This window comes from Dyadobacter diqingensis, assembly GCF_024220585.1.
Taxonomy (GTDB): Bacteria; Bacteroidota; Bacteroidia; order Cytophagales; family Spirosomataceae; genus Dyadobacter; species Dyadobacter diqingensis.
The window spans coordinates 467,976-490,293 of record NZ_JAMXKF010000003.1 but is presented as its reverse complement, the minus strand read 5'-3'; the positions used below and the strand labels follow the sequence as shown (position 1 = coordinate 490,293).

Annotated in this window: 20 protein-coding genes and 1 tRNA gene; 16 read left to right on the top strand and 5 right to left on the bottom strand. The window is 40.9% G+C overall.

Features of this window, described 5'->3' with window-relative positions; all coding sequences use genetic code 11:
- Positions 1-42: 42 nt before the first annotated feature.
- The 3 genes from M1L62_RS11230 to M1L62_RS11220 all read right to left on the bottom strand — a co-directional run bounded on the left by M1L62_RS11230 (position 43) and on the right by M1L62_RS11220 (position 2,417).
- Entirely contained in the window at positions 43-327 is a 285-nt protein-coding gene (locus M1L62_RS11230; protein WP_254413126.1) for a hypothetical protein, read from the bottom strand.
- Positions 324-1,304: a hypothetical protein gene (locus tag M1L62_RS11225; RefSeq protein ID WP_254413125.1), complete on the bottom strand. Its 981-nt coding sequence runs from the start codon at positions 1,302-1,304 to the stop codon at positions 324-326. Before M1L62_RS11225 ends, M1L62_RS11230 begins: the two co-directional genes overlap by 4 nt.
- A gap of 177 nt (positions 1,305-1,481) precedes the next feature.
- A complete protein-coding gene (locus M1L62_RS11220; protein ID WP_254413124.1) occupies positions 1,482-2,417 on the bottom strand; it encodes an SMP-30/gluconolactonase/LRE family protein in 936 nt (311 codons plus the stop codon).
- Positions 2,418-2,584: 167 nt separating this feature from the next.
- Between M1L62_RS11220 and hemE the strand changes: the two genes are divergently transcribed.
- Both hemE and M1L62_RS11210 read left to right on the top strand, forming a co-directional pair.
- Positions 2,585-3,622 carry a uroporphyrinogen decarboxylase gene (gene hemE, locus M1L62_RS11215; protein WP_254413123.1) on the top strand — a complete coding sequence of 346 codons (1,038 nt, stop codon included), beginning with the start codon at positions 2,585-2,587 and terminating at the stop codon, positions 3,620-3,622.
- An 11-nt stretch (positions 3,623-3,633) separates the two neighbouring features.
- Complete coding sequence (locus M1L62_RS11210) at positions 3,634-4,158, top strand: D-glycero-alpha-D-manno-heptose-1,7-bisphosphate 7-phosphatase (protein WP_254413122.1); 525 nt, start codon at positions 3,634-3,636, stop codon at positions 4,156-4,158.
- A 230-nt stretch (positions 4,159-4,388) separates the two neighbouring features.
- Here the strand turns inward: M1L62_RS11210 and M1L62_RS11205 are convergent, their stop codons facing one another.
- On the bottom strand, positions 4,389-5,861 hold the full coding sequence (locus M1L62_RS11205) for a type III PLP-dependent enzyme domain-containing protein (protein WP_254413121.1): 1,473 nt from the start codon (positions 5,859-5,861) through the stop codon (positions 4,389-4,391).
- 624 nt (positions 5,862-6,485) lie between these two features.
- Between M1L62_RS11205 and M1L62_RS11200 the strand changes: the two genes are divergently transcribed.
- The 8 genes from M1L62_RS11200 to M1L62_RS11165 all read left to right on the top strand — a co-directional run bounded on the left by M1L62_RS11200 (position 6,486) and on the right by M1L62_RS11165 (position 15,954).
- Positions 6,486-7,112, top strand: coding sequence for a TetR/AcrR family transcriptional regulator (locus M1L62_RS11200; RefSeq protein WP_254413120.1), 627 nt, complete (start codon positions 6,486-6,488; stop codon positions 7,110-7,112).
- On the top strand, positions 7,102-8,466 hold the full coding sequence (locus M1L62_RS11195) for a TolC family protein (RefSeq protein WP_254413119.1): 1,365 nt from the start codon (positions 7,102-7,104) through the stop codon (positions 8,464-8,466). The genes M1L62_RS11200 and M1L62_RS11195 overlap by 11 nt, the downstream gene beginning before the upstream one ends.
- 141 nt (positions 8,467-8,607) lie before the next feature.
- On the top strand, positions 8,608-9,741 hold the full coding sequence (locus tag M1L62_RS11190; RefSeq protein WP_254413118.1) for an efflux RND transporter periplasmic adaptor subunit: 1,134 nt from the start codon (positions 8,608-8,610) through the stop codon (positions 9,739-9,741).
- 90 nt (positions 9,742-9,831) lie between these two features.
- A complete protein-coding gene (locus M1L62_RS11185) occupies positions 9,832-13,263 on the top strand; it encodes an efflux RND transporter permease subunit (RefSeq protein WP_254413117.1) in 3,432 nt (1,143 codons plus the stop codon).
- Positions 13,264-13,400: 137 nt separating this feature from the next.
- A tRNA-Pro gene (locus M1L62_RS11180) sits at positions 13,401-13,474 on the top strand.
- A gap of 323 nt (positions 13,475-13,797) precedes the next feature.
- On the top strand, positions 13,798-14,112 hold the full coding sequence (locus tag M1L62_RS11175; protein WP_254413116.1) for a transposase: 315 nt from the start codon (positions 13,798-13,800) through the stop codon (positions 14,110-14,112).
- Positions 14,113-14,453: 341 nt separating this feature from the next.
- The gene (locus M1L62_RS11170; protein WP_254413115.1) at positions 14,454-14,909 is read left to right on the top strand and encodes a hypothetical protein; all 456 of its coding nucleotides are present in this window, start codon (positions 14,454-14,456) and stop codon (positions 14,907-14,909) included.
- Between the two features lies 1 nt (position 14,910).
- Entirely contained in the window at positions 14,911-15,954 is a 1,044-nt protein-coding gene (locus M1L62_RS11165; RefSeq protein ID WP_254413114.1) for a patatin-like phospholipase family protein, read from the top strand.
- Positions 15,955-15,982: 28 nt separating this feature from the next.
- Here the strand turns inward: M1L62_RS11165 and M1L62_RS11160 are convergent, their stop codons facing one another.
- Complete coding sequence (locus tag M1L62_RS11160) at positions 15,983-17,347, bottom strand: hypothetical protein (RefSeq protein WP_254413113.1); 1,365 nt, start codon at positions 17,345-17,347, stop codon at positions 15,983-15,985.
- Positions 17,348-17,800: 453 nt separating this feature from the next.
- Between M1L62_RS11160 and M1L62_RS11155 the strand changes: the two genes are divergently transcribed.
- The 6 genes from M1L62_RS11155 to M1L62_RS11130 all read left to right on the top strand — a co-directional run bounded on the left by M1L62_RS11155 (position 17,801) and on the right by M1L62_RS11130 (position 22,217).
- Positions 17,801-18,049, top strand: a complete 249-nt coding sequence (locus M1L62_RS11155; protein ID WP_254413112.1) for a hypothetical protein — start codon at positions 17,801-17,803, stop codon at positions 18,047-18,049.
- A gap of 105 nt (positions 18,050-18,154) precedes the next feature.
- A complete protein-coding gene (locus tag M1L62_RS11150) occupies positions 18,155-18,472 on the top strand; it encodes a hypothetical protein (RefSeq protein WP_254413111.1) in 318 nt (105 codons plus the stop codon).
- A gap of 230 nt (positions 18,473-18,702) precedes the next feature.
- Positions 18,703-19,599, top strand: a complete 897-nt coding sequence (locus M1L62_RS11145) for an Abi family protein (RefSeq protein ID WP_254413110.1) — start codon at positions 18,703-18,705, stop codon at positions 19,597-19,599.
- Positions 19,600-20,002: 403 nt separating this feature from the next.
- Positions 20,003-20,584: a Crp/Fnr family transcriptional regulator gene (locus M1L62_RS11140; RefSeq protein WP_254413109.1), complete on the top strand. Its 582-nt coding sequence runs from the start codon at positions 20,003-20,005 to the stop codon at positions 20,582-20,584.
- A gap of 79 nt (positions 20,585-20,663) precedes the next feature.
- Entirely contained in the window at positions 20,664-21,284 is a 621-nt protein-coding gene (locus M1L62_RS11135) for a hypothetical protein (RefSeq protein ID WP_254413394.1), read from the top strand.
- 15 nt (positions 21,285-21,299) lie between these two features.
- Positions 21,300-22,217, top strand: coding sequence for an NAD(P)-dependent alcohol dehydrogenase (locus M1L62_RS11130; protein ID WP_254413108.1), 918 nt, complete (start codon positions 21,300-21,302; stop codon positions 22,215-22,217).
- Positions 22,218-22,318: the final 101 nt, after the last annotated feature.

Genomic DNA, 22,318 nt, shown 5'->3' with positions numbered 1-22,318 from the left:
CGGATGGCGCTCTCGTTTTTTTAAGTCTAACGATATATTACCTTATCCAATAATTTCCTTCTCTTTCAACATTCCGACATATTTCTCCGGATTCAATCTGCCTGAGAAAAAACTTTCGGCCGTTTTTTCTTCCGTTAATTTTAACTGACCAGAAATGGTGTCCATCAATTCCGGGCTTAGCGGCGCCTTGCCCACATAGGTAAAAACGGCCTGCTTTTTGCCATCCACCACCAGATAGTGCAACTGGTGATGATCCTTTTCTGAAAAAGATTCGAATCCCTGCTTTTGCAATGCCCTTTGTATATCCTTACTTTTTCTCGCTTTCATTTGATCGCCTTAACAATGGTCAACAATTTATTTTTCAGCACAATCGCCTCCTCAGAAAGCGCGCTGTCCGATTCCAGGGCGAAGTTTTGATACAGCGCATGAAAACTGAAATTGAAGGCGGCCTCAGCTTCTTCACGCGTTGTTCCCCACACGCACAAATCAAGTGGCTGAAACGATATCACGTAAGCCTGATTTTCGAAGTTTACTTCACAATTCAGCTTTTCGTGCAGGACATATAGTTTTTCATCGTACTTGATGATATCCGGGCCAAACGGATACGTCCCGTGCTCCATCTCCTCAATCAGAAGTACTTTTTTAATATCCTTTTTGCTCAAATCGGCCGAGGCATCCTTGCCGCCTATTTTAGCATATATTTTTGCAAAACGATAAATCGTTTTCTCCTTTTTTGTTTTTTCCTTTTTCGGGAAGTAACGGTCCGTAAAACTCTTGTCCGGCTGTCTCAGATTCAGTTTTTTTCCCTTCGCGTCAATCAGGAAAAGCTTGAAAGGCCTGTCGGATGCCGAAGCAGTGAAAAGCGGTTTATAAATACGGCTCCTTTCGTCGGGCGTATATTTCTCAATAATCTGAGTCATATACTGAGGTTCCTCGAAATTTCCGAACAGGATGTTTTTCTTGAAGTCGGCGAACGCGTTCCTTTTCCAATCGTCGATATCCGTCGTGAAAAGGCTTGGCGGCTCCACAATATTGGAAGCAACGGCCGCTTCAAAACTGCTGAATTTAAGATCAACAACCAGTAATTCCAGCTCTTTTTTAAGCCCGTCCAAGACCTTTGGCGATTTTTCATAAGCCGCCCTGAACTTGTCGTTCTTCAAAAACTCAATTTCAATAAAATTCAAAAATGAAGTATTGAGATTATTTAATACCGTGATAACCGAAGATAATCTTGCCGTATGTCCGGCAGTTTGTTGAGGGTCAATCTGAAATCTAAACGCAATTCTCCTTAATTCTTCCAGCATTATAAAACATCCTTTAATAATAGGTAACTACAAATATCATTGTATCTCAGAAAAAAATGGCACTGATTTCGAAAATATTTTGATCTTTTTACTTGGTTAGCCCCTAAAAAACAAGGCTGACCCATACCGGGACAGCCTTTAAAATCAATTTCGGGTTATCTGATTCAGTCTGAAAACTTAACCTCCGTCAACCAGAGTCCATTTCTTTTTATTTTTATCGTAAGAAAATTGATATGAAGTCTCGGATTTAATGCGGGCGTCTGGCACGCTAAAATGAAAGGGGGAGCCTGCAACCAGTAAATTGCCATTTTCATCAAAACGCAGGCTTCGGGCTCTTATGTCATTGGGCGTTCCCACATGCTTAAGTGTTCCTTCCGAACGCACATCGCCTTTAAAATTTCCGTTTCTGGTTAATGCTACCGAATAAATATCAGACGAACGAAGACCTCCGAAGTACAACCTTTTCTCCCCGGTAATCCCGCCAACGAAAACGCTCGCCGCATCGTGTCCCTCAAGCCGGTCTTCAATGTCGCCGTCTTCCGGATCAATCACATAAATAACGCCCTTTTCTTTGTCCTTCGTACTTCCTGCCACGCTGCTCACGTATAACTTTTTACCATGGCAGTCGTAATAAATGCCCAACACAGCAAAAGGTACCACCCCTGCTACACTGTCCGGCTCGGGAAGTTTGGTCAAAACCTCCATCGTTCCCGTTTCAGAATCAATCCTGAACACCCTGTTCATCTGGCTCAACGGGATACCGGTTTCATGTTCTTTGGGCAAGGGCGCAGTGTAAATATTGCCTTCAATATCGGTGGTGGTATTCCCCATCCATCCGTTTTTATTCCATGAAACATCCTGATAAGTCCGTTGACTGGCCGAGTCGGCAACTTTTCTGGGATGTTCCACCAAAACCACTCCCATCATTCCGGGTTCATCGGTGGAAAGGCTTGACCGCGTGGGATCAAAACCCAACGTTTTGATAAACGGAGCAGAACTTCGGCAGGGCGACATGCCGATCTGCCGGATTTCATCTTCTGCCATTTCCTTTTCTCCGCAGGAAGACAACACGAACGCTGTGGCCAGCAACAATATCAGGGGAAAGTATTTCATAATCGGGTTTATTGTATAAAACGATCCGCTTAAAAACCGTTCCAGACCAGTCGATTTTTCCTTTCTTTTCTACTTTGCTATACGGAAATTCAAAAATCCTCCTGCTTCTTAACGTACTTCGGCTGTAAGTGCGTCCACTGTAAGCACATAATTCCTACCTTTGCGGCATGAAATTGAAAAATGATCTTTTGCTTCGGGCAGCGCGTGGTGAAAAAGTAGAACGCACACCCGTATGGATGATGCGTCAGGCCGGTAGAATTCTTGCAGAATACCGTGCCGTTCGTGAAAAAGCGGGAAGTTTTATCCAGCTTGCCACCACACCGGAATTAGCCGCCGAAGTTACCATTCAGCCTGTTGACTTATTAGGCGTTGACGCCGCAATTATATTTTCAGACATTCTTGTAGTCCCGGAAGGCATGGGATTACCTTATGAAATGGCTGAACAAAAAGGCCCCATTTTCCCTGCGACCGTCAACACGATTGCCGATCTGGACAAACTCAGAATCGCCGATCCTGAAAATGATCTGGGATATGTGCTCGAAGCCATTCGCCTTACCAAACAAGGACTGGCTGACCGTGTTCCGTTAATCGGTTTTGCGGGCGCACCTTTTACCATTTTCTGTTACATGACAGAGGGCAAAGGGTCAAAAACATTTTCAGTGGCGAAAAAACATCTTTACGCAGATCCTGAATTTTCTCATTTATTATTACAAAAAATCACCGACAGCACCATCGCCTACCTGAAAGCACAGGTTGTGGCAGGCGCGGATCTCGTGCAGATTTTTGACTCCTGGGCAGGAATTCTGTCTCCGGAACAATATAAAACGTTCTCTCTGCCTTATATCAAACAGATCTGTGATGCCATCACGGAGGTCCCGGTGACGGTTTTTGCAAAAGGTGCATTTTTTGCAAGAGAAGAAATCGGCACATTGAATTGCTCGGTTGTAGGACTTGACTGGAACATGGATATTGCCGAGTCGCGCAAACTGATCCCGAATAAAACTTTACAGGGAAATCTTGATCCTTGTGTGTTATATTCTTCTTATGATCAGATCAGAGCGGAGGTTAAGAAAATGGTAAACCAGTTCGGTACACAGCGTTACATTGCCAATCTTGGCCATGGCGTTTATCCGGACATGCAGCCGGATAAGGTAAGATGTTTTATCGAAGCAGTAAAAGAATTCTCTTCCAGCCAAAACATCTGACCCAGTTCCCTATGCCCTTAGCCAAATGTATTTTCCTCGACCGTGATGGTGTTTTAAATGAGGATCTGAGCGACTATTTACACAAACTGGAAGAGCTGGTTATCCCGGCGGGTGTTCCGGAAGGACTGCAATTACTGAAAGAAGCCGGGTATCTGCTGATCGTCATTACCAACCAGGCGGGCATTGCCAAAGGATTGTACGGACCTGACGCCGTTTATGCCATTCACGAGCGTATGCAGGAAGTGTCGGGAGGTATTCTGGACGACTTGTATTTTGCGCCTTCGCATCCTGATTTCACAGGAAAATCGCTGTCACGCAAGCCGGATTCTTTGTTGCTGGAAAAGGCGATAGCCAAGTATAATATCGATGCAACACAATCCTGGATGATTGGCGACCGTGCACGCGATATGGAGGCCGGACATAAAGTCGGCCTTAAAACCATTCATATTATTCCTGAAAGTGAAGTTTCAGCAGGAGATTTTACCGCTGTAAGCCTATTGGAAGCGGCAAAAATTATTTTAGATCTGCAAAACTAAGCGCGTACTTTTACCGCTTGCTTCTGAACTTTCAAAGTGGATCCGTAAGCCGGGCACTGATGCTTTGTGCAAGACGATGCAAAGCCGATAGTCCCGCACAGCGCTAAAAGAAAGAATACCTTTTTCATAAATTTTTTAGAGTAGTATAAGAACGTTAGTTTTTAGACTTTAAAGTTTTGGAATGAATTCGTAAGATTAACGAATTCATTCCAAGAACGTTATATATTTTGTTAATTTTTTGTTTCAGCCAGTTCTTCTTCCGGTTCCACGGCAGTTTCTTCCTTATTGACCGGCGCTACATAAGACTCGTCTTTGAATCCTAAAATACGCAGCATCGAATCGCTATCCTGCTCTTCTGCAAAAACACGGGTAGTAATCCGTCCTTCCTCATCACGGTCAATCAAAACGTGTTTTGGTGCCGGAATCAGACAGTGCTGAATTCCGCCATAACCGCCCAGCGATTCCTGGTAAGCGCCCGTGTGGAAAAATCCGATGTATTGTTTTTCTGCCTCTTCTTCGAAAATCGGCATATACAAATCGGCACTGTGCATTTCACTATTGTAGAAATCCTGTGAGTCGCAGGTCAGACCGCCAAGGTTTACTTTTTGATACGGACTATCCCAGTTATTGATCGGAAGCATGATATACTTCTGGTTCATACCCCAGGAGTCAGGAAGCTGCGTGATAAACGAGCCGTTGATCATATACCAAAGCTCTTTATCATTCTGCAATTTCTTATCGATGATCTCGTAAATGACCGCACCGCTCTCTCCTACCGTATAACTGCCGAACTCCGTAAAAATATGAGGAACCGGAACATTGTTTTTATTACAGATCCACTGAATATTTTCAATGATCTCGTCAATCATCTGCTGATAATCATAACCCGACTGCAATGAAGTCTGGATTGGAAGTCCGCCTCCGATATCGATTGAATCCAGTTCAGGACAAATTTTCTGCATTTCGCAGTATTTGAACATGAAACGGGTCAGCTCACTCCAGTAATACGCACTGTCCTTGATACCGGTGTTGATAAAGAAGTGAAGCATTTTAAGTTTAAAACGAGGATTTGACTCGATTTTATCCTTATACAATTGCTGCACATCGTTATAGCGAATACCCAAACGCGACGTATAGAACGCAAAATTCGGTTCTTCATCCGTTGCAATACGCATTCCGAAATTGACCGTATCGGCTGTCACCTGCTGCTCGTAGAATTCAATTTCTTTCAGGTTATCCAGAATTGGAATCACATTAAAGCCCTCATTGATCAGCTCGCTCAGATACTGCGTGTATAATGGACGCTTGTATCCATTGGCAAGGATAAAAGTCGATTTGCTGATTTTCCCGCGACGATACAATTCCCTGATAATAGGAATATCGAAAGACGAAGATGTTTCAAGGTGTATATTATGCTTAAGCGCCTCTTCCAACACAAAACTGAAATGCGAAGATTTGGTACAATAGCAGTAAGTATAAGTTCCCTTATAATTATGCCGTTTAAATGCATTTTTGAAAAACATATTAGCATTACCAATATGTTCACCGATTTTTGGCAGATAATTAAGTTTCAAAGGCGTACCATGTTCCTTGATGATGTCCATCAGTGGTACATTGTTGAACAGCAATTCATTTTTGTCAACGTTAAACTCCATCGTAGGGAACTCGAACGTTTGCTGAATCAGGTCAATGTAGCTTTTCATTTATTTTTTTTCGCGGTAGCTATTAGTGGATTTGAATAAATAATTGAATTTTATCTTTTTTACTTTTGATTCTCCCAGCCTCTTTCCGTCTCCTCTCATTTAATTATTTAACGGCTAACAACGGTTAAAAGAAAAGACCCGAAATTTGGTCAGAATATGTATTATTTCCAAACATCATTTGACTTTAAAACATTCCGTCACATTACTTTATCATGGATATTTTAATGTTCATACCTCAAATCCCGTGTTTGGTACTTTTTCAATAGGTTATTTTCTCTTACGGAACTTACTTTAAACTCCGGATCAAGATCCGTGATCACCAGTACTTTTAAATTATTCCGTACGACACCCTGTTGGTTTCTCTGTATTAAATCTTAATAAATTACAATTTAAAATATTTTTGTAAACAGATTTCAATGACATGGTTTACTTAAAAACCTCTTCAAAAGAACGAAACATCAAAGGTAAAAAACACACTGAATAATTTAATAATCAAGAAATTAACAAATCTTTAATTTAATGCACCCTCCCTGCTGAACCAAGTCGCTTTTGTAATTCATGAAAACTTTAAACATTATTAAAGTTTTCATAGTTTTTATCATTGGAAAATTTCAACTTTACTCTGTGAAAGAAAGAATTATAAAAGAAGCATTTAATCTCTTTTGGCGCTACGGCATCAAGAGTGTTACGATGGACGACATCGCAAAGGAACTTGGTATATCCAAGCGGACGATCTACCAGCACTATCCCGACAAAGAGGCTATTGTGGTTCTTGCCGTACAACAGGAACTGGACGTGCAGCAATGTCAGATGGATAAGATGGATGCCGAGAACCTGAACCCGATTGCGGAGATGATCAGGGCCTCGGATTATATGCGTATTTCTCTTGCTCACATGAATCCGGTGCTTTTCAACGACTTAAAAAAATATCATCCTCAGGCCTGGGATCTGTTTTACAAGTACAAGCACCAATACATTATCAAGAGTATCCGGGACAACCTTATCAAAGGGCAGCAGATGTTTTTATACCGAAAAGATATCAACGTAGAGATACTGTCGCTTTTGAGGATTGAACAGGTGGAAATGGCTTTCGACCCGACCATTTTCCCCGCGGACCGCTTCAATATGATGAACGTTCAGATGGAATTCGTACACCATTTTTTACGTGGCATATTGACGGAATCAGGGTTTGAATACTATACTAAATATACCGAAGAATCAGCAACACAAGCAAACACCCATGAAAAATGAACAATTTATTCGCAGTGGCATTTTATCGCTGGCGATGTTTTTCAGCATTATATCTGTCCGGGCACAGGATGCCAGTTATACATTACCGGAAGCTGTTGACTATGCCATCAAACATAACGTCAATATCAAAAGCGCACAACTGGATGCCGTCTCAGCCGAAGCCCGCATTGGTGAGATCCGGGGTTCCGGACTTCCGCAGGTAACCGCCAACCTGAATTTCAGCGATAACGTAATCATTCAGCGCGTATTCCTTCCGGCAAACTTTGCAGACCCGAATGCTTCACCAGACGCAGCGCCTGTGGCGGTTCAGTTTGGTGTAAAATATTCAGGGAGCGCTTCGGCAACACTAAATCAGTTGATTTTCAGCGGATCCTATTTTATCGGATTAAGAGCTGCGGCAACATATCGTGAACTTGCCAGTAAAAACGTAACACAGTCGAAAGTTACCGTGGCGGAGGCTGTCACAAAAGCTTACTATTCTGCACAGGTTGCGGAAGAGCGGGCGAAAGTGCTTGACCTCAATATCGCCCGTGTGGATTCTCTGAAACGCGAAACCGAAATCATGAACAAAAGCGGTTTTGTGGAGCTTCTGGATGTGAACCGTCTGGAAGTACAGATTAACAATCTGATCACGGAACGTCAGAAAGTGCAGAACCTGATCGAGCTGAGTTATACGCTTTTGAAATATCAGATGGGCATGCCAATGACCGAATCCATCAAACTGGAAGACAAAATCGAGGACCTGAGCATTGAAGCGTTGAAATCTGAATTTTCGGTAACGGCCGTCAATTACAACAGCCGCATTGAATATTCTTTGCTCGATACCCAGTTCAAACTTGCCGGACTTGACTTGAAAAATATCCGCAGCGGTTATCTGCCAACGGTGTCGGCCTCTTTCGGTTACGGACATAACAATGGTAGAAACAACATTCCGGATCTGTTTGGGACAAAATGGTTTAACAACTCAGTCCTTGCGATCAACGTCAACATCCCGATTTTTGACGGTTTCACGAAAAAGTATCAGGTACAGCAGAAAAAAGTGGCGCTTGATAAGGTGAAGTTAAGCCAGACTTTACTGGAACAGTCCATCGATCTGGAATCGAGACAGGCTGCCACCAACATCAAAAATGCTTATGCAACGCTGGAAACCCAACGCAGGAATGTTGATCTGGCCAAGGAGATTGTACGTGTTTCCAAAATTAAATACAAGGAAGGTGTTGGCTCTAACATTGAAGTGATCAATGCTGAGTCGGCTTTCAAGGAGGCGCAAACGAACTACTACTCCGCCCTGTATGACTTCCTGATTTCCAAAGTGGATCTGAGCAAAGCCAAAGGAGAACTATATAATGATTAGTGCCGGGCCGCCGGTGCGGTTAATGGTTAAGGGTTAATTGTTAATGGGGCGGCTCATCCAGCTCTCAATCATTAACAACCAACCACCGATTCCGACCATTAATAATTAACAATCGACAATTAACAATTACAAAAATATCTCATGAAAAAAAATATTCTAACCATAGCGATCGCTGCTGCTTTGCTGGCTTCATGCACAGGAGAGAAAAAAGACGGACTTGCGGCAAAAAAAGAAGAGCTGACCCAACTAAAAACGCAACAGGGCGAAACCGATAAAAAGATAAAAGCACTTGAAATTGAGATTGCCAAACTGGACCCTAAAAAAGCCGGTGAAGCAAAAATAAAAGCTGTAAGTGTGGCGCCGTTAAGTGCCGAAACGTTTCGCCATTATGTTGAACTTCAGGGTTCGGTAGATGCCAAAAACAATGTACTGGTTACACCAAAATCAGGTGGCGCGATTACCGCTATGTATGTAAAAGAAGGTGATTACGTGAATGCCGGTACAGCGATTGGTAAAATCGATGACAGTATCCTGCGGGAATCACTGGAAGAGATCAAAACGCAGCTGACATTGGCCAATACGTTGTTTGATAAACAAAAAAATCTTTGGGACCAGAAAATCGGTACTGAAATTCAATTCCTTCAGGCAAAAAACAATAAGGAAGGTCTGGAAAGAAAGCTGGCCACTTTGAATTCTCAGCTGGCTCAGTCCCGCATCGTTTCTCCGATGTCTGGCGTGGTGGATCAGGTGAATGTAAAAGTGGGTGAAATGGCTTCTCCGGGTGTTGGAGTCGTGAGAATTGTGAACCTGAGCAATCTGAAAGTGATGGCGAAGGTATCCGATACTTATGCAGCCAGCGTGAAAAAAGGTGACGAAGTGATCGTTAAGTTTCCCGATCTGAAAAAGGAATACAAGGCGAAAATCTCGTTTGTAAGTACAACCGTGGACCCGCTTTCCAGGACTTTTACCATTGAAGCCAACCTGCCGTCATCGAAGGAAATCAAACCCAATATGATGGCACAAATTCAAATCAACGACGCTACGAGTAAAAACGCCCTTGCCATTGACCAGAACTTTGTTCAAAGTACGGAAAAAGGAAATGTCGTTTATGTAGCGGTTACAGAAGGAAATAAAAAAGTAGCCAAGGCCAAAGAAGTGAAAACCGGACTAAGCTATAACGGAAAAATAGAAATACTGGAAGGTCTGACCGCCGGCGACCAGCTGATCACACTCGGCTATCAGGAAGTATCGGACGGACAACCTATCACGTATTAGCAGTGGGCTTGGGGGTAAAGGTATGGGGCGAAGGTCGCCCTCTGCCCGACGCCTTTACCTCACTGCCCTTCACTTTTAACTTTCTTAGACATGAAATTTGAAGAATATAAAACCCTTGGCTTTACCAACTGGTGCGTGGAGAATCGGACGACGATTTACATCTTCACGTTCATCATTACGCTGGCCGGGTTCATGGTTTACAATAACCTGCCCAAGGAGCAGTTCCCGGATATCAAGATTCCGCAGATCTATATCAATACCGTTTATTTCGGTACTGCGCCGGCTGATATTGAAAATACAATTAACAAACCGATTGAAAAACAGCTCAAATCGCTGAGCGGTGTCAAAAAGATAAAATCCAATGCGTTGCAGGATGTGTCGGTAATTCTGGTGGAATTTACGCCGGACGTGGCGGTTGAAGTCGCCTTGCAGCGTGTCCGGGATGCGATCGATAAGGCCAAAACGGATTTACCGCAAAACCTCGATACCGGCCCGACGGCGCAGGATGTGAACTTCTCGGAGTTCCCGATCATGAACGTAAACATTGCCGGTAACTACTCGCTGAAACAGTTAAAAGAATATGCCGAAGATTTACAGGATGGCATTGAAGCACTGCCGGAAATAACGCGTGTGGATATCCTGGGTGCTCTAAACCGGGAAATCCAGATCAACGTGGACCTGCCGCGTATGCAGTCAACGGGTCTTACTTTTTATGATATCCAGACTGCGATTCAGGGCGAAAACATCAACGTTTCGGGTGGTGAACTCAATGTTCAGGGGGTTCGCCGGACATTACGTGTGAAAGGTGAATATACCGATGCAACGGAAATGGCCAACATCCGCATTCGTACCGGCACCGGTGCTACCGTGCGTTTGGGCGATGTGGCAGATGTACTCGATAATTTTGAAGAACAGCAGGATTTCGCACGTTTGGCAAACAAATCAGTTATCACGCTGAACGTGATCAAACGTTCCGGAGAAAACCTTGTGGAAGCCGCAGATAAGATTGAAAATATTATTGCTGAATACAAGGAAAACCGTTTCCCGCAAGGGCTGGATATTAAAATTACTGCGGATCAATCTATTCAAACCCGCGCCGATTTGCATGATTTGATCAATACCGTTGTACTTGGTTTTATTTTCGTGGTAATGGTACTGATGTTCTTTATGGGTGTCCGCGATGCGATTTTCGTTGGACTTTCGGTGCCATTGTCTGCATTGGTGGCCTTTGTGATGATGCCGATTATCGGCCCGATGGTCGGTACTGAGTTTACACTGAACACGATCGTACTTTTCGCTTTCCTTCTGGGGATCGGGCTTGTGGTGGATGATGCCATTGTGGTTATTGAAAATACCCACAGGCTTTTCAACATGCACAGAGACTGGACCATTCAGCAGGCGGTGAAAGCAGCGGCGGGTGAAGTATTTATTCCGGTGCTTTCAGGAACGCTTACCACCATTGCGCCATTCTTCCCGCTTCTTTTCTGGACCGGGATTGTCGGGCAGTTTATGAAGTTTATGCCGCTCACGCTCATCATTACGCTCGGCGCTTCACTTTTTGTAGCTTATGTAATGAACCCCGTTTTTGCGGTATCCTTTATGGGTCGTCACGAAGATGAGAAAGAAGCGCACGATACCAGTTTTAAAACCATTCGCCGGCCGCTGATTATACTGGCTGTGGCGGCGGGTCTGGGTTATCTGATCGATCGTGGGGTTGGAAACTTCTTTGTTTTCATTCTGATCCTTTACATTTTCAACCATTATATTCTTACGCCGCGTATTCTGGTACCCTTCCAGGACAGACTTTTACCGGCTTTGAAAAACAATTACCGTAAACTGATCGACTGGTTGCTTCGCGGCTGGCGTCCGGTTGTGGCTATTGTTGCCATGGTGGTATTGCTGGTGTTTACCTTTGTGCTGACGGGAATAGTGAAACCACAGGTACTTTTCTTCCCAAGCGGTGATCCGGATTATGTATATGTCTATAACAAATTGCCGATTGGTACCGATGCCAAGGTAACGGACTCGGTAACGAAGGTGATCGAGCAAAAGGTTTTTGCAGTTTTGGAAAAAGAGAAAGCCATGGATATGGTGAACTCGGTGATTGCCAACGTAGGTAAAAACGCCGGAGACCCTAACAATCCTGACCGTTCTGCCACACCGCATAAGTCTAAAGTTACCGTTGCATTTGTATATGGAACAGAACGCGGCGGCCGTTCGACTCAGGTTATTTTACAGAAAATCAGGGAAGCAGTTTCGGGAATTCCGGGTGCAGAAATCTCCGTAGAACGTGAAGCCGTTGGACCGCCAACCGGGAAACCGATCTCGATCGAGATTTCGGGAGATGACTTTACCGAACTTCAAAAACTTGAAAAAACAGTACTGAAAAAAGTGCAGGATTCAGGCATTGAAGGTATCGACCAGCTTCGCTCCGACCTTGTGACCAACAAACCGGAAATCGTTATTGACATCGACCGCGAAAAAGCACAGCGCGAAGGGATCAGCTCGTCACAGATCGCCCTGGCGGTGAGAACTGCTCTGTTCGGATTGGAAGTTTCCAAGTTCCGTGACGACAAGGACGAGTATCCGATCATGGTCCGTTTGAAAAAGGATGATCGTGAGCAGATTGAAAAACTGTTGAGCCTTAACGTCGTTTATCGTGATATGACCATGGGCGGTGCCCTGCGCCAGGTGCCGATTACGTCGGTTGCCAATATCCATTATTCCACAACTTTCAGCCAGATTAACCGACAGGACCAGCGTAGGATCGTGACCCTCGGATCGGATGTTTTGCCGGGCTATAATGCCAATGAAATTGTTGCCCAGATCGAGACACTGATCCAGGAAATGGAAGTACCGAACGGTTATATCGTTAAAATGGGTGGAGAACAGGAAGAGCAGAATGAATCCATGGCTTTCCTGGGGACAGCTTTCGGAGCGGCAATCCTGCTTATTTATCTGATCCTGGCCACACAGTTTAACTCCGTGGTAAAACCGTTTATTATCTTCTTCACGATCGTGTTGTCGCTGATCGGGGTATTACTTGGTTTCATTATTTTCGACCGCGACTTCTCCATTATCATGTCGGGTGTGGGTATCATCGCCCTTGCCGGGATTGTGGTGAAAAACGGGATTCTGCTCATCGAATTTATTGAAGAGTTACGCGGGCGCGGTTATCCGATGCGTGAAGCCATCATCGAAGGCGGTGCCATCCGTCTGACGCCGGTATTGCTGACAGCCTCGGCGGCGGTACTGGGACTTGTGCCACTGGCGCTGGGTATCACTGTTGACTTTGTCGGACTGTTCCAGGACCTTGAACCCCATCTGATCATCGGCGGGCCAAGTGCGGTATTCTGGAATATCCTGGCCTGGACTATCATTTACGGACTTACGTTCTCAACCATCCTTACGCTAATTATCGTACCGTGTATGTATTATACGAACGAGCGTATACGTGACAAATGGTTTAGAAAAAGCAAGCCGGAGCCGATTAACCCAAACTGGCAGAACGAATCCATATAATGTAAAAAATTGTCAATGTTCCATGAAAAAGTTACATGGGGCATTGACAATTTTTATAAAAAGATTATTAGATTTGCAGCCCCAAATACAGCGGAAAGACATCTTCTTTCTTTCCCTGACTGGAACAAAAAACATCACGGGATGTGGCGCAGCTCGGTAGCGTGCTTGCATGGGGTGCAAGAGGTCGCAGGTTCAAATCCTGTCATCCCGACATTGATTATCAGACACTTACAAATCATTCTGTAAGTGTCTTTTTTTGTCTAGTCGAACATTTTTATTAGTATTGTTTTAGGTTTTTTGGTTTTGTCTTATTTTAGGCGATACTTTTTTCAGTTTTGCTAGCCAAAGACAATAGATTTGTGTTTCTTCACCATTGTCGTCTGAAATGTTCAAAGAAATGTCTACGCGTAAAATTATCCCATAAATGGGAAGCTGACAGAGGTTAAAATTAATTGCTTATCCAATGTAACAGGTCTGGACCTGCTATATTTAAGTGGACATTGAGTTAAGAGAAACTTTTATAACTTAACATTCATGTCTGGAGAAAGAAGAGTATTTGACAAGGAGTTCAAACTGATGAGCGTTGCACTAAGCAACACCCGCACCGACCTTAGTGCATTGGCAAAAGAATTAGATGTTCCACCGGCGATGCTATATCGTTGGCGAAGAGAGTTTTATGCGAAACAGAATGGTAGTTTTCCCGGCAATGGAAAAGTGATTTTGAGCGAAACGGAACAGGAACTGGCCCGGCTAAGCAAAGAACTCCGCGACACACAACTTGAACGAGATATATTAAAAAAGGCTGTCGGCATTTTCTCCAGGAGCGATGGCAAATATTCGGGTTCATAAAGAATCATCGGAAATTATTTCCCATCGAGAAAATGTGTATAGTTTTTAAGGTGAGCAGAAGCAGATTTTATACCTGGCTGAGAAATGAATTGTCGGACACAGCCATTGAAAACCAGATCCTTACTGATAAAATCAAGGTTATTTATGGAAATAGTAAACAAACGTACGGGAGTCCCAGAATTATTCAGGAACTGTACAAAGGTTTTGCTTACTTAGTTTGTATTAATACTATTAAAATTAATTTCACCTGAGTTAAATATGTTAAGTGGCTTGAACTTCGATCAGTCAAATACTAATTAACAATAAAAAGAATTCAAGAACTAATAATAACGATATAACATATGGAAGACCCTATTAAAGCAAGACTTAAAGTACTTATCGACAAGCGAAAGGAAAATCTTGTTACAATCCGAGAATTTGAAGGCCTGTTTTACGATTTGACAAGATCTAAATTAAAGCGCATAGTGCAGGAAATTAATCATGAAATCGAAAAATCAACAGATGATAGCTTGAGGCTATTATATGACGATCCATATGAAAATAAGAGAAACTCGTACTTCGCTCTTATACAAATGTTTGTTGGAACAAATAAGTTCGAGTTCCTCATAGATAATACTAAAAATAACCCTTCGATCAAATTTGAAGGTCAAGAATTTAATGCTACGGTAAAAGTGTCATTTAAGTTACAAAATGAAGATAAATTTAAAGATCTAAAAAATTATAAAATTCAGGACTTAACTGATATAGAAATTACAACTATCTTAATCGATTTTATAGAAAAAGTTTACACCAAATAAAATGGCAGGATCGCCAAAATTCAAAATTTTAGCAATTGATGGGGGTGGTATAAGGGGTGTTGTGCCATTGCAGGTAATCCGGTATATAGAATCAGTAACCAAAAGAGAAATTCATCAATCTTTTGATTTAATCGCAGGCACATCAACTGGAGGCATATTAGCGAGTGCACTAACGATTCAAGACAGGAGCTCTGTTGAAGCAAATAAAAGGAAATATAAATTGGATGATTTAGAAAGTATTTATAGAGTTCGAGGAAAAGAAATCTTCCCTGCGCCCTCAAACAGATTCATGAATTGGTACACTGCCTTCACTAATTGGATTCAGCCACAGTTTAATCCAAATAATTTAAACAGAGTACTTATAGAATTCTTTGGAGATGACAGGATAAGTAATTGCTTAAAACCGATATTTATAGCCTCATACGATATCCATAGAAATAAACCTGTATTCTTCACATTTCGCGAAGCAAGTCTTTTCCCAGATAGAAATTCCACTCTCGTTGAGGTCGCTAGAGCTACCTCCGCCGCCCCAACTTACTTTCCGACTTTCGATTTTCATTACGCCTCAGAAAGATTAATTTGTATTGATGGAGGTATTTACATGAACAATCCTTCCCTCGGAGCATTAGTTGAAGTATTGGGAAACGCGGACTACAAACATTACAAATTAAATGATAATGTTTTACAGATTAAGGATATTTCATTACTTTCTCTAGGAACTGGGCATAGTGATTCATTAGTTGACGGTGTTAGGGCAAATGGATGGGGTAAATTGAGATGGCTAAAACCAGTTATTGATTTAAGTACAAATGGACCTGTCAAAGTTATTGACAATCAAATGGAAACAATTTTCAAATCGTTTAGTTTGGATAGTAACTATTTGAGAGTAGATATTTACATACAAAATAAGTATTCTGAAATGTCTGATGCCAGAGATTCCACTATTGACTATTTAATTAAGGAGGCAAAATCCCAAATCTTGAACAATGACACAATGAAATTAAAAATAGATAACTTTTTGAGAGAAGCTGGGCTAATAGATTAAATAAATGCTCATAAAGTCAGATATTAAGCTACCTTGTAGGGTATTCAATGTCATTGAATTCGAACGAAATCGGCCGCGTAAGTATTCCATATTCTTTTTGAACACGCAAAGCTTCATTTCGAAATTCCTCTTTCCAATTAGAGCAGTCCAAAGCAATTAAATCTTTAGACTTATTGGTAAAGTCGTCACCCGATTCCATCCCAATTCCAATAATATATTTAGCACTATCAAAACGCAACTTAGCAACTTGAATCGAATTCTCAAGAAATTCTCTTCTCACGGTGCGATAATCGTTATATGAAGAGTCCTTCATGGGATTGTAATATGGAAATAGTGCAAACACATAAATGATTTCAGAATTTGCCTTTTGCGGCTGAACAACTCTCAACATCCGCATATTTTCTGGAACTTTTGAAAACATATCAAGTAATGCATTAGATAAATACCTCCTTGCAAATCTTGACTCCATGGCCATAAAGCGAATAGCACGTTCCGCATCTAGAAATCCTCCAGAACTAACATAATGTTGAGTTTCACTAATTGCGTGAAGACTAAATTCCTCAATGAGAGCATCCCAAAATTTACTAGACTCGTTCGCTCTTAGTTGGTTAACTCTTCGTTGATTACCCTGAAAATTCTGCCATTCTCCTTCGTCAAATAATCGGATAACTTTACTATGCCGCTCGGCTGGGTAATCAAAATCGTGCTCATCTTCATCATCTAAATTTGTCAGGTAATCCGCTAGCAATTCTTCCTCACCTAATGCCATGGTGATAAAAGTCTCTTTCATTAACACCTCTCTTTTCCTTAAATATGCTACGAAGTCGGTAACAGTACTCAAATTCTCGAGGAGAAGTTCTAGGGAAAAATCATCTAATATGTGAAGAAAGGTTTTATTACCAGAAATATCGCCAATATAGAATGGTTCAGAGTGATCTTCAACACTCTTTAACTTTGTATAAATAATATGGCTACCACTTCCACCCATTGCATCGACGCAGGCACGAGACGACCCATGAGCAACGAGCACCAAATGGAATTTCGTTTTTTCATTAAGTAAAATTGGTAGTGGGAATTTTTTAATGCATTGCGCGTCAATAAAAACCCTGTTTGGATCCCGCTTAATCCAAGACTCTGCTCCCCACAATTGCTTAGCAGATGCTAAGACAGCTTTTTTAAACCAGCGTTTCCAGTTTAATCCTGCGTCAACTGATGTCCCGTAAGCACAATGTTTATCAGAAAAAATAACAATATCATCACCAACTACAACTAGCAGATCACATAATTCTGAGCCAGGTTGGCGGTATACGTTTGCGTGACTCCATAGCGATAGAAATGTCTTATCACAAAGTGATTTAAGATATTTCTCGGACTCATTGACTCCCTGTCCCATTTGTATCAAACTGTACAGATTATTTATTACAAATGAAGATAATAAATATGGACGGATATTTGATGCTAAAATTATCGTAACTAGCTTTTCAAAATTTCTTAGGTATTTCAGTCTTAATTAGAATTTCTAACCAAAGAAAGACATAATTAGATACATAATATCCCTGTTGGGCTCGCAAATGCAACACTAGAATATTTAAATAACACTTCTCCATTTTTAGGCTTATTAAGTACTTCGCCACTTTTAAAAGGAGGAATACCAACTTCAACAATCCTTAGATATAGCCTTCAAAATCTAGTATCAATTGATGAAAATAACATAAATCTACATAAATTTTGGGTTAAGGAAGGTAATTTACCTACTGATAAATTAGCCGATTTGTCAGGTTACATAACATACTGTGGAAGACACATTTCTCAATTTTTCAAGATTATCAAGGATCTAAATAAACCTATGTTATCTGAGACCGGGCTTAAAATAGGTTGGAATGAGAAAAAACTTAAAGAATCCAAAATACTCTCTGTTACATCAATAGTGGCTTTTATTCGTGCCTATAGAAAATCCTTAGAGATATTTGATGGCCCTCAAAACTTTCCATTTTATAAAGAAAAACTAAAATCGCTTAACATTGACTTCAAGGACTACACTTCGAGCCACTGGAACTTGTTAGCTGTGGAAATAGAAAAACAGTGCTGGAATTAACTAATAAACAATCAAGTTCAAAATTTGGAATCGAGACAAAATTAAAGTCTCATTTTATCAATGTTGTCTTCTCAAAAGTTGTACTATTAAAGTATTGAAATTCTTATGTCTACATTACCATTCGAAGAAATTGTTGAAGGTCATTTACAAATTATAAGTCAAAATATTGAAAATGATCAAAAATTCAATTACCCATATACCCATCATCTTTTTAGAGCCAAATTGGACGATGATAGCTATAAGAAGATCATGAGTGAGCTAATTGTGCGACTTAGGGATAAAGGCTATAAAGTAAGTGATTGGAGAAGAATAAATGGATACAATGATTGGCCTGAATTTCATGGTGCTGCCGACTATATGTGTATAATATTACTGAAACCCGAATCCTTAGATTTAGCCAAAGAAGCTGGCTGGCGCTTTTAAAATTTACCCAATCCTCATCGATCATTAACCGAAATACGAAGCAATTCAACCGCTACGTTTTAGTTAAGAATAGAAAATACCCAGATTCCAATTTTTTTAATCAAATCTGGATTAATTTCACCCCGCCTTGTACAAAGCGCACAAAATATATTACCTTTGTATCAACATGTTCACCCCCCTTCCCGTAAGAACAGGGCGCTTAGGGTGAACTTTTTATTTTTATAGCCTCTATGAATAAGGTTCAATATTCAAAACCTCCTCTTACGTTTCAGCAACAACTTCAACAACTCAAAGACAGAGGAATGGTTTTCGAGGATGAATCGAAAGCTCTTCATTTATTAGAAACTGTAAGTTATTATCGTCTAAGTGGCTATTGGTACCCATTACTTTTGGATAAACAAAAACATTCGTTTAAACCGAATAGCAGCTTTACGGCTGCCTTTCATTTATATTGCTTCGACCGTGATCTGCGCTCTTTGATTATTTCAGAACTGGAAAAAATTGAAGTTGGTGTACGTGCTAAAATGATCTACATTTTATCTCATAAACATGACTGTTTCTGGTTCGAGGATAATACTTTATTTCGAGACCCTGTTCAACATGGAAAAACAATTATCAAAATTGGAGAAGAATATAAGCGCAGCGATGAAGAATTTATAAAAGCATTTCGTAATAAATATTCCGACCCACTTCCTCCGGCATGGATGATTATGGAGATTACTTCGTTTGGAACGTTATCAATGCTTTATAAAAATTTGAGTCCAAGTAGAGAAAAACGAGAAATTGCTAATCATTTTGGACTTTCCGATTCCGTTTTCGAGACTTGGTTACATAGCATTGTCTATTTAAGAAATATTTGTGCGCACCATACCAGACTATGGAATCGATCAATGAGCATTCGCCCGGAAATGCCACGATCTCCAAAGAAGACCTGGATTTTAAACAAAAATATCCGGAATAGCAGGACTTATTTTATGCTGTCAATGGTAAGGTTCTTATTACAGACGGTTAACCCAAATACACGATTTTCCGAAAAACTAAAAACGCTTTTGAAGAAGTATCCTAATGTCGATACCAAAGCGATGGATTTCCCTATTGATTGGGAGAATGAAATATTATGGCAATGAAGTAATTCACTTCAATCAAGAAATAAACCGGATCTTGAATAATACATCGAAAAAACAGATTTATGAAATCTGTTTTTCTAAGACCATTTGATTAGAGTCCACTACGTCCGAGCGTCCCCCGTCAGCCGTAGTCTCCAGACTACGTCCGAGCGTCACCGGTCTCCGACCGAACCACACAAAACGCATAAACACGCCGCGCCAGCGCGGGCAGCACCGCAGAGGCCTGAAAACAGCTAACGACCTTTTCCTTTGAACGCCACTTTGTCTTGGTACGCTAACCTTAGCAAAAGATGGTAAAGGTGCTCATGTGTTATTTCCGATAAGAGCCACATTGTTGGTACAATTTCATCTGAAAGTATTGTAACTTGTTGAGTGTAACAGACGACAGTAACAACATAAAACAATGCACGATTTACTATTTGACTTTATATCAAAATACATTGCTCTGACAGATGATGAAAAGAACGCTATCGTTTCTTTAGACGTATTCCGTTCCTTTAAAAAAGGAGCAACTTTACTCAAAGAGGGACAAAAGTCTAATGATGGCTATTTTGTTCTTAAAGGTTGTATCCGGACCTATTACATCATAGGCGGAGATGAAAAAACAACCGCTTTCTATACAGAGATGGAGGCTCTGACACCACATTGTGTTATCAATAAAGCCCCTTCCGAATATTACATATCTTGTGTGGAAGATACAATTCTGATATTTTCAACCCCTGATATGGAAGCTGAAATGTTTAGTAAGTTTCCGAAGTTTGAAAGCCTTTGCAGAATATTGGCAGAAGAATTTTTGGCTAAACAACAAATTAATTTTGATGAGTTTAAGACTTCTTCACCCGAACAACGGTATCTGAATCTATTACAAAAGAGACCAGACCTGATTCAACGTGTTCCGCAACACCAGTTAGCAAGTTATCTTGGTATAAAACCACAATCATTAAGCAGGTTAAGGGCGAGGATTTTGGAGAAAGATAAAGGTTAAGAATCATTTCTTAACTTAAGTGAACGTATTTAAGCTACCTGCCAATCTAATTTTGCAGTATCCTTTAACAAGAAAAGATATGCAAAAGAAAATTTTATATTTCGCCTTGATTTTAATGATGGCAAGCACGCTACAGGTTAAAGCCCAATATGCCAAAGAAGACAGTACTTATAAGAAGTATTTTATAGGCAGCACCTTGTTTATGCTAGCGAATTTAATACCGGATAACAATCCGCCTGAAATGATTTATCTGAACTTAGGTTATCGCATTACAGGAAAGGATGTGATTTCACTTGAATTTAAAACCTGGAAATATGCCTGGCCAATTGGCATTCCTTTTGGAAAATCATATGAAGCAGAAGGAGAAGGGTTTCCAGGTTATATTCGGGAACACGGAGTTTCACTTAATTATCAAAGGTTTTTATGGAAAGGTCTTTTTGCTCAGGTCGACGTGATGCCTGCTTTTCAAACTTTTGTCAATGATGGTAAAAAGATTGACAAGGGCTTTCAGATCTTCAACACTTATTCCATTGGTTATCACATTAAACTTTTCAAGGACAGGTTCTTTTTTCAACCTTCCATAGCAATGACTCATCGCCCCTATCAATCAAAAATGCCTGATTCGTTTAAACAGGTTGACGATAGATGGCCAAGAGTCTTCTTCTGGCAGCCGGGCCTTCATTTTGGTTTTAATTTTTAAAACTACAATGATCAGATGAAGGCAGTTATTTGTACCCAATACGGAACCCCGGAAGTTTTGCAAATTCAGGAAGTTTCCAAACCAATACCTAAAGACAGTCAAATTCTTGTCAAAATCGTTGCCACTGCGGCTAACTCAGGAGATGCAAGGGTAAGAAGTCTTAATGTCAAGGGATTTATGAAGTTCGTCATGCGCCTGGTATTAGGAATTTCAAAACCAAGAAAACCCATCTTAGGAACCGTTTTTTCGGGTATTGTTGAAAGCAAAGGAAATAAAGTCTCAAAATTCAAAGTTGGCGATAAAGTTTTTGGAATGACTGGTTTCAAATTCGGAACATATTCAGAATATATTGCAGTTAATCAGAACAGTAATGTACTGGAAATGCCTAAAAATGCTTCATACGAAGAAGCGGTTGCAATAATATTTGGGGGACATACAGCGATTCGGTTTTTAGAGAAAGCAAGGATTACCGAAAAATCAACCCTAAAAATTTTAATTATTGGTGCAACTGGTTCAGTAGGAACAGCAGCAATACAGGTTGCCAAACATCATAGTGCAAATATAACAGCTGTATGCAGTTCCAGAGGCCATAAACTGGTTGCCGAATTAGGGGTTAAAAACATAGTTCATTATGACAAGGAAGACTTTACAAGACGGACTGAAAAGTTTGATATTATATTTGACGCCATTGGTAAATATGGTAAGAATCAATGTAAAAATCTCTTGAACAAAAACGGTGTATATGTAAGTACTAATTTAGGCTACGCTTCCGAAAACATACAACAACTAAAGCTATTAAAAGAGTTGTTTGAGAAAGGAGAATTTACTGCTACGATTGACAGAACTTTTACAATGGAAGAGATCGTTGAGGCACACAGATACGTTGACACAGAAAGAAAAAAAGGAAATGTTGTACTAAAAATATGCGAATGAGAAGAACACCAGCCACCAGCACGTATTTCGCAAAAGTGGTGGTTCAGTGCTTCTTATGATAATTTTTCTTAAATTTTAAGTTCTATGCTTCGTATGGAATT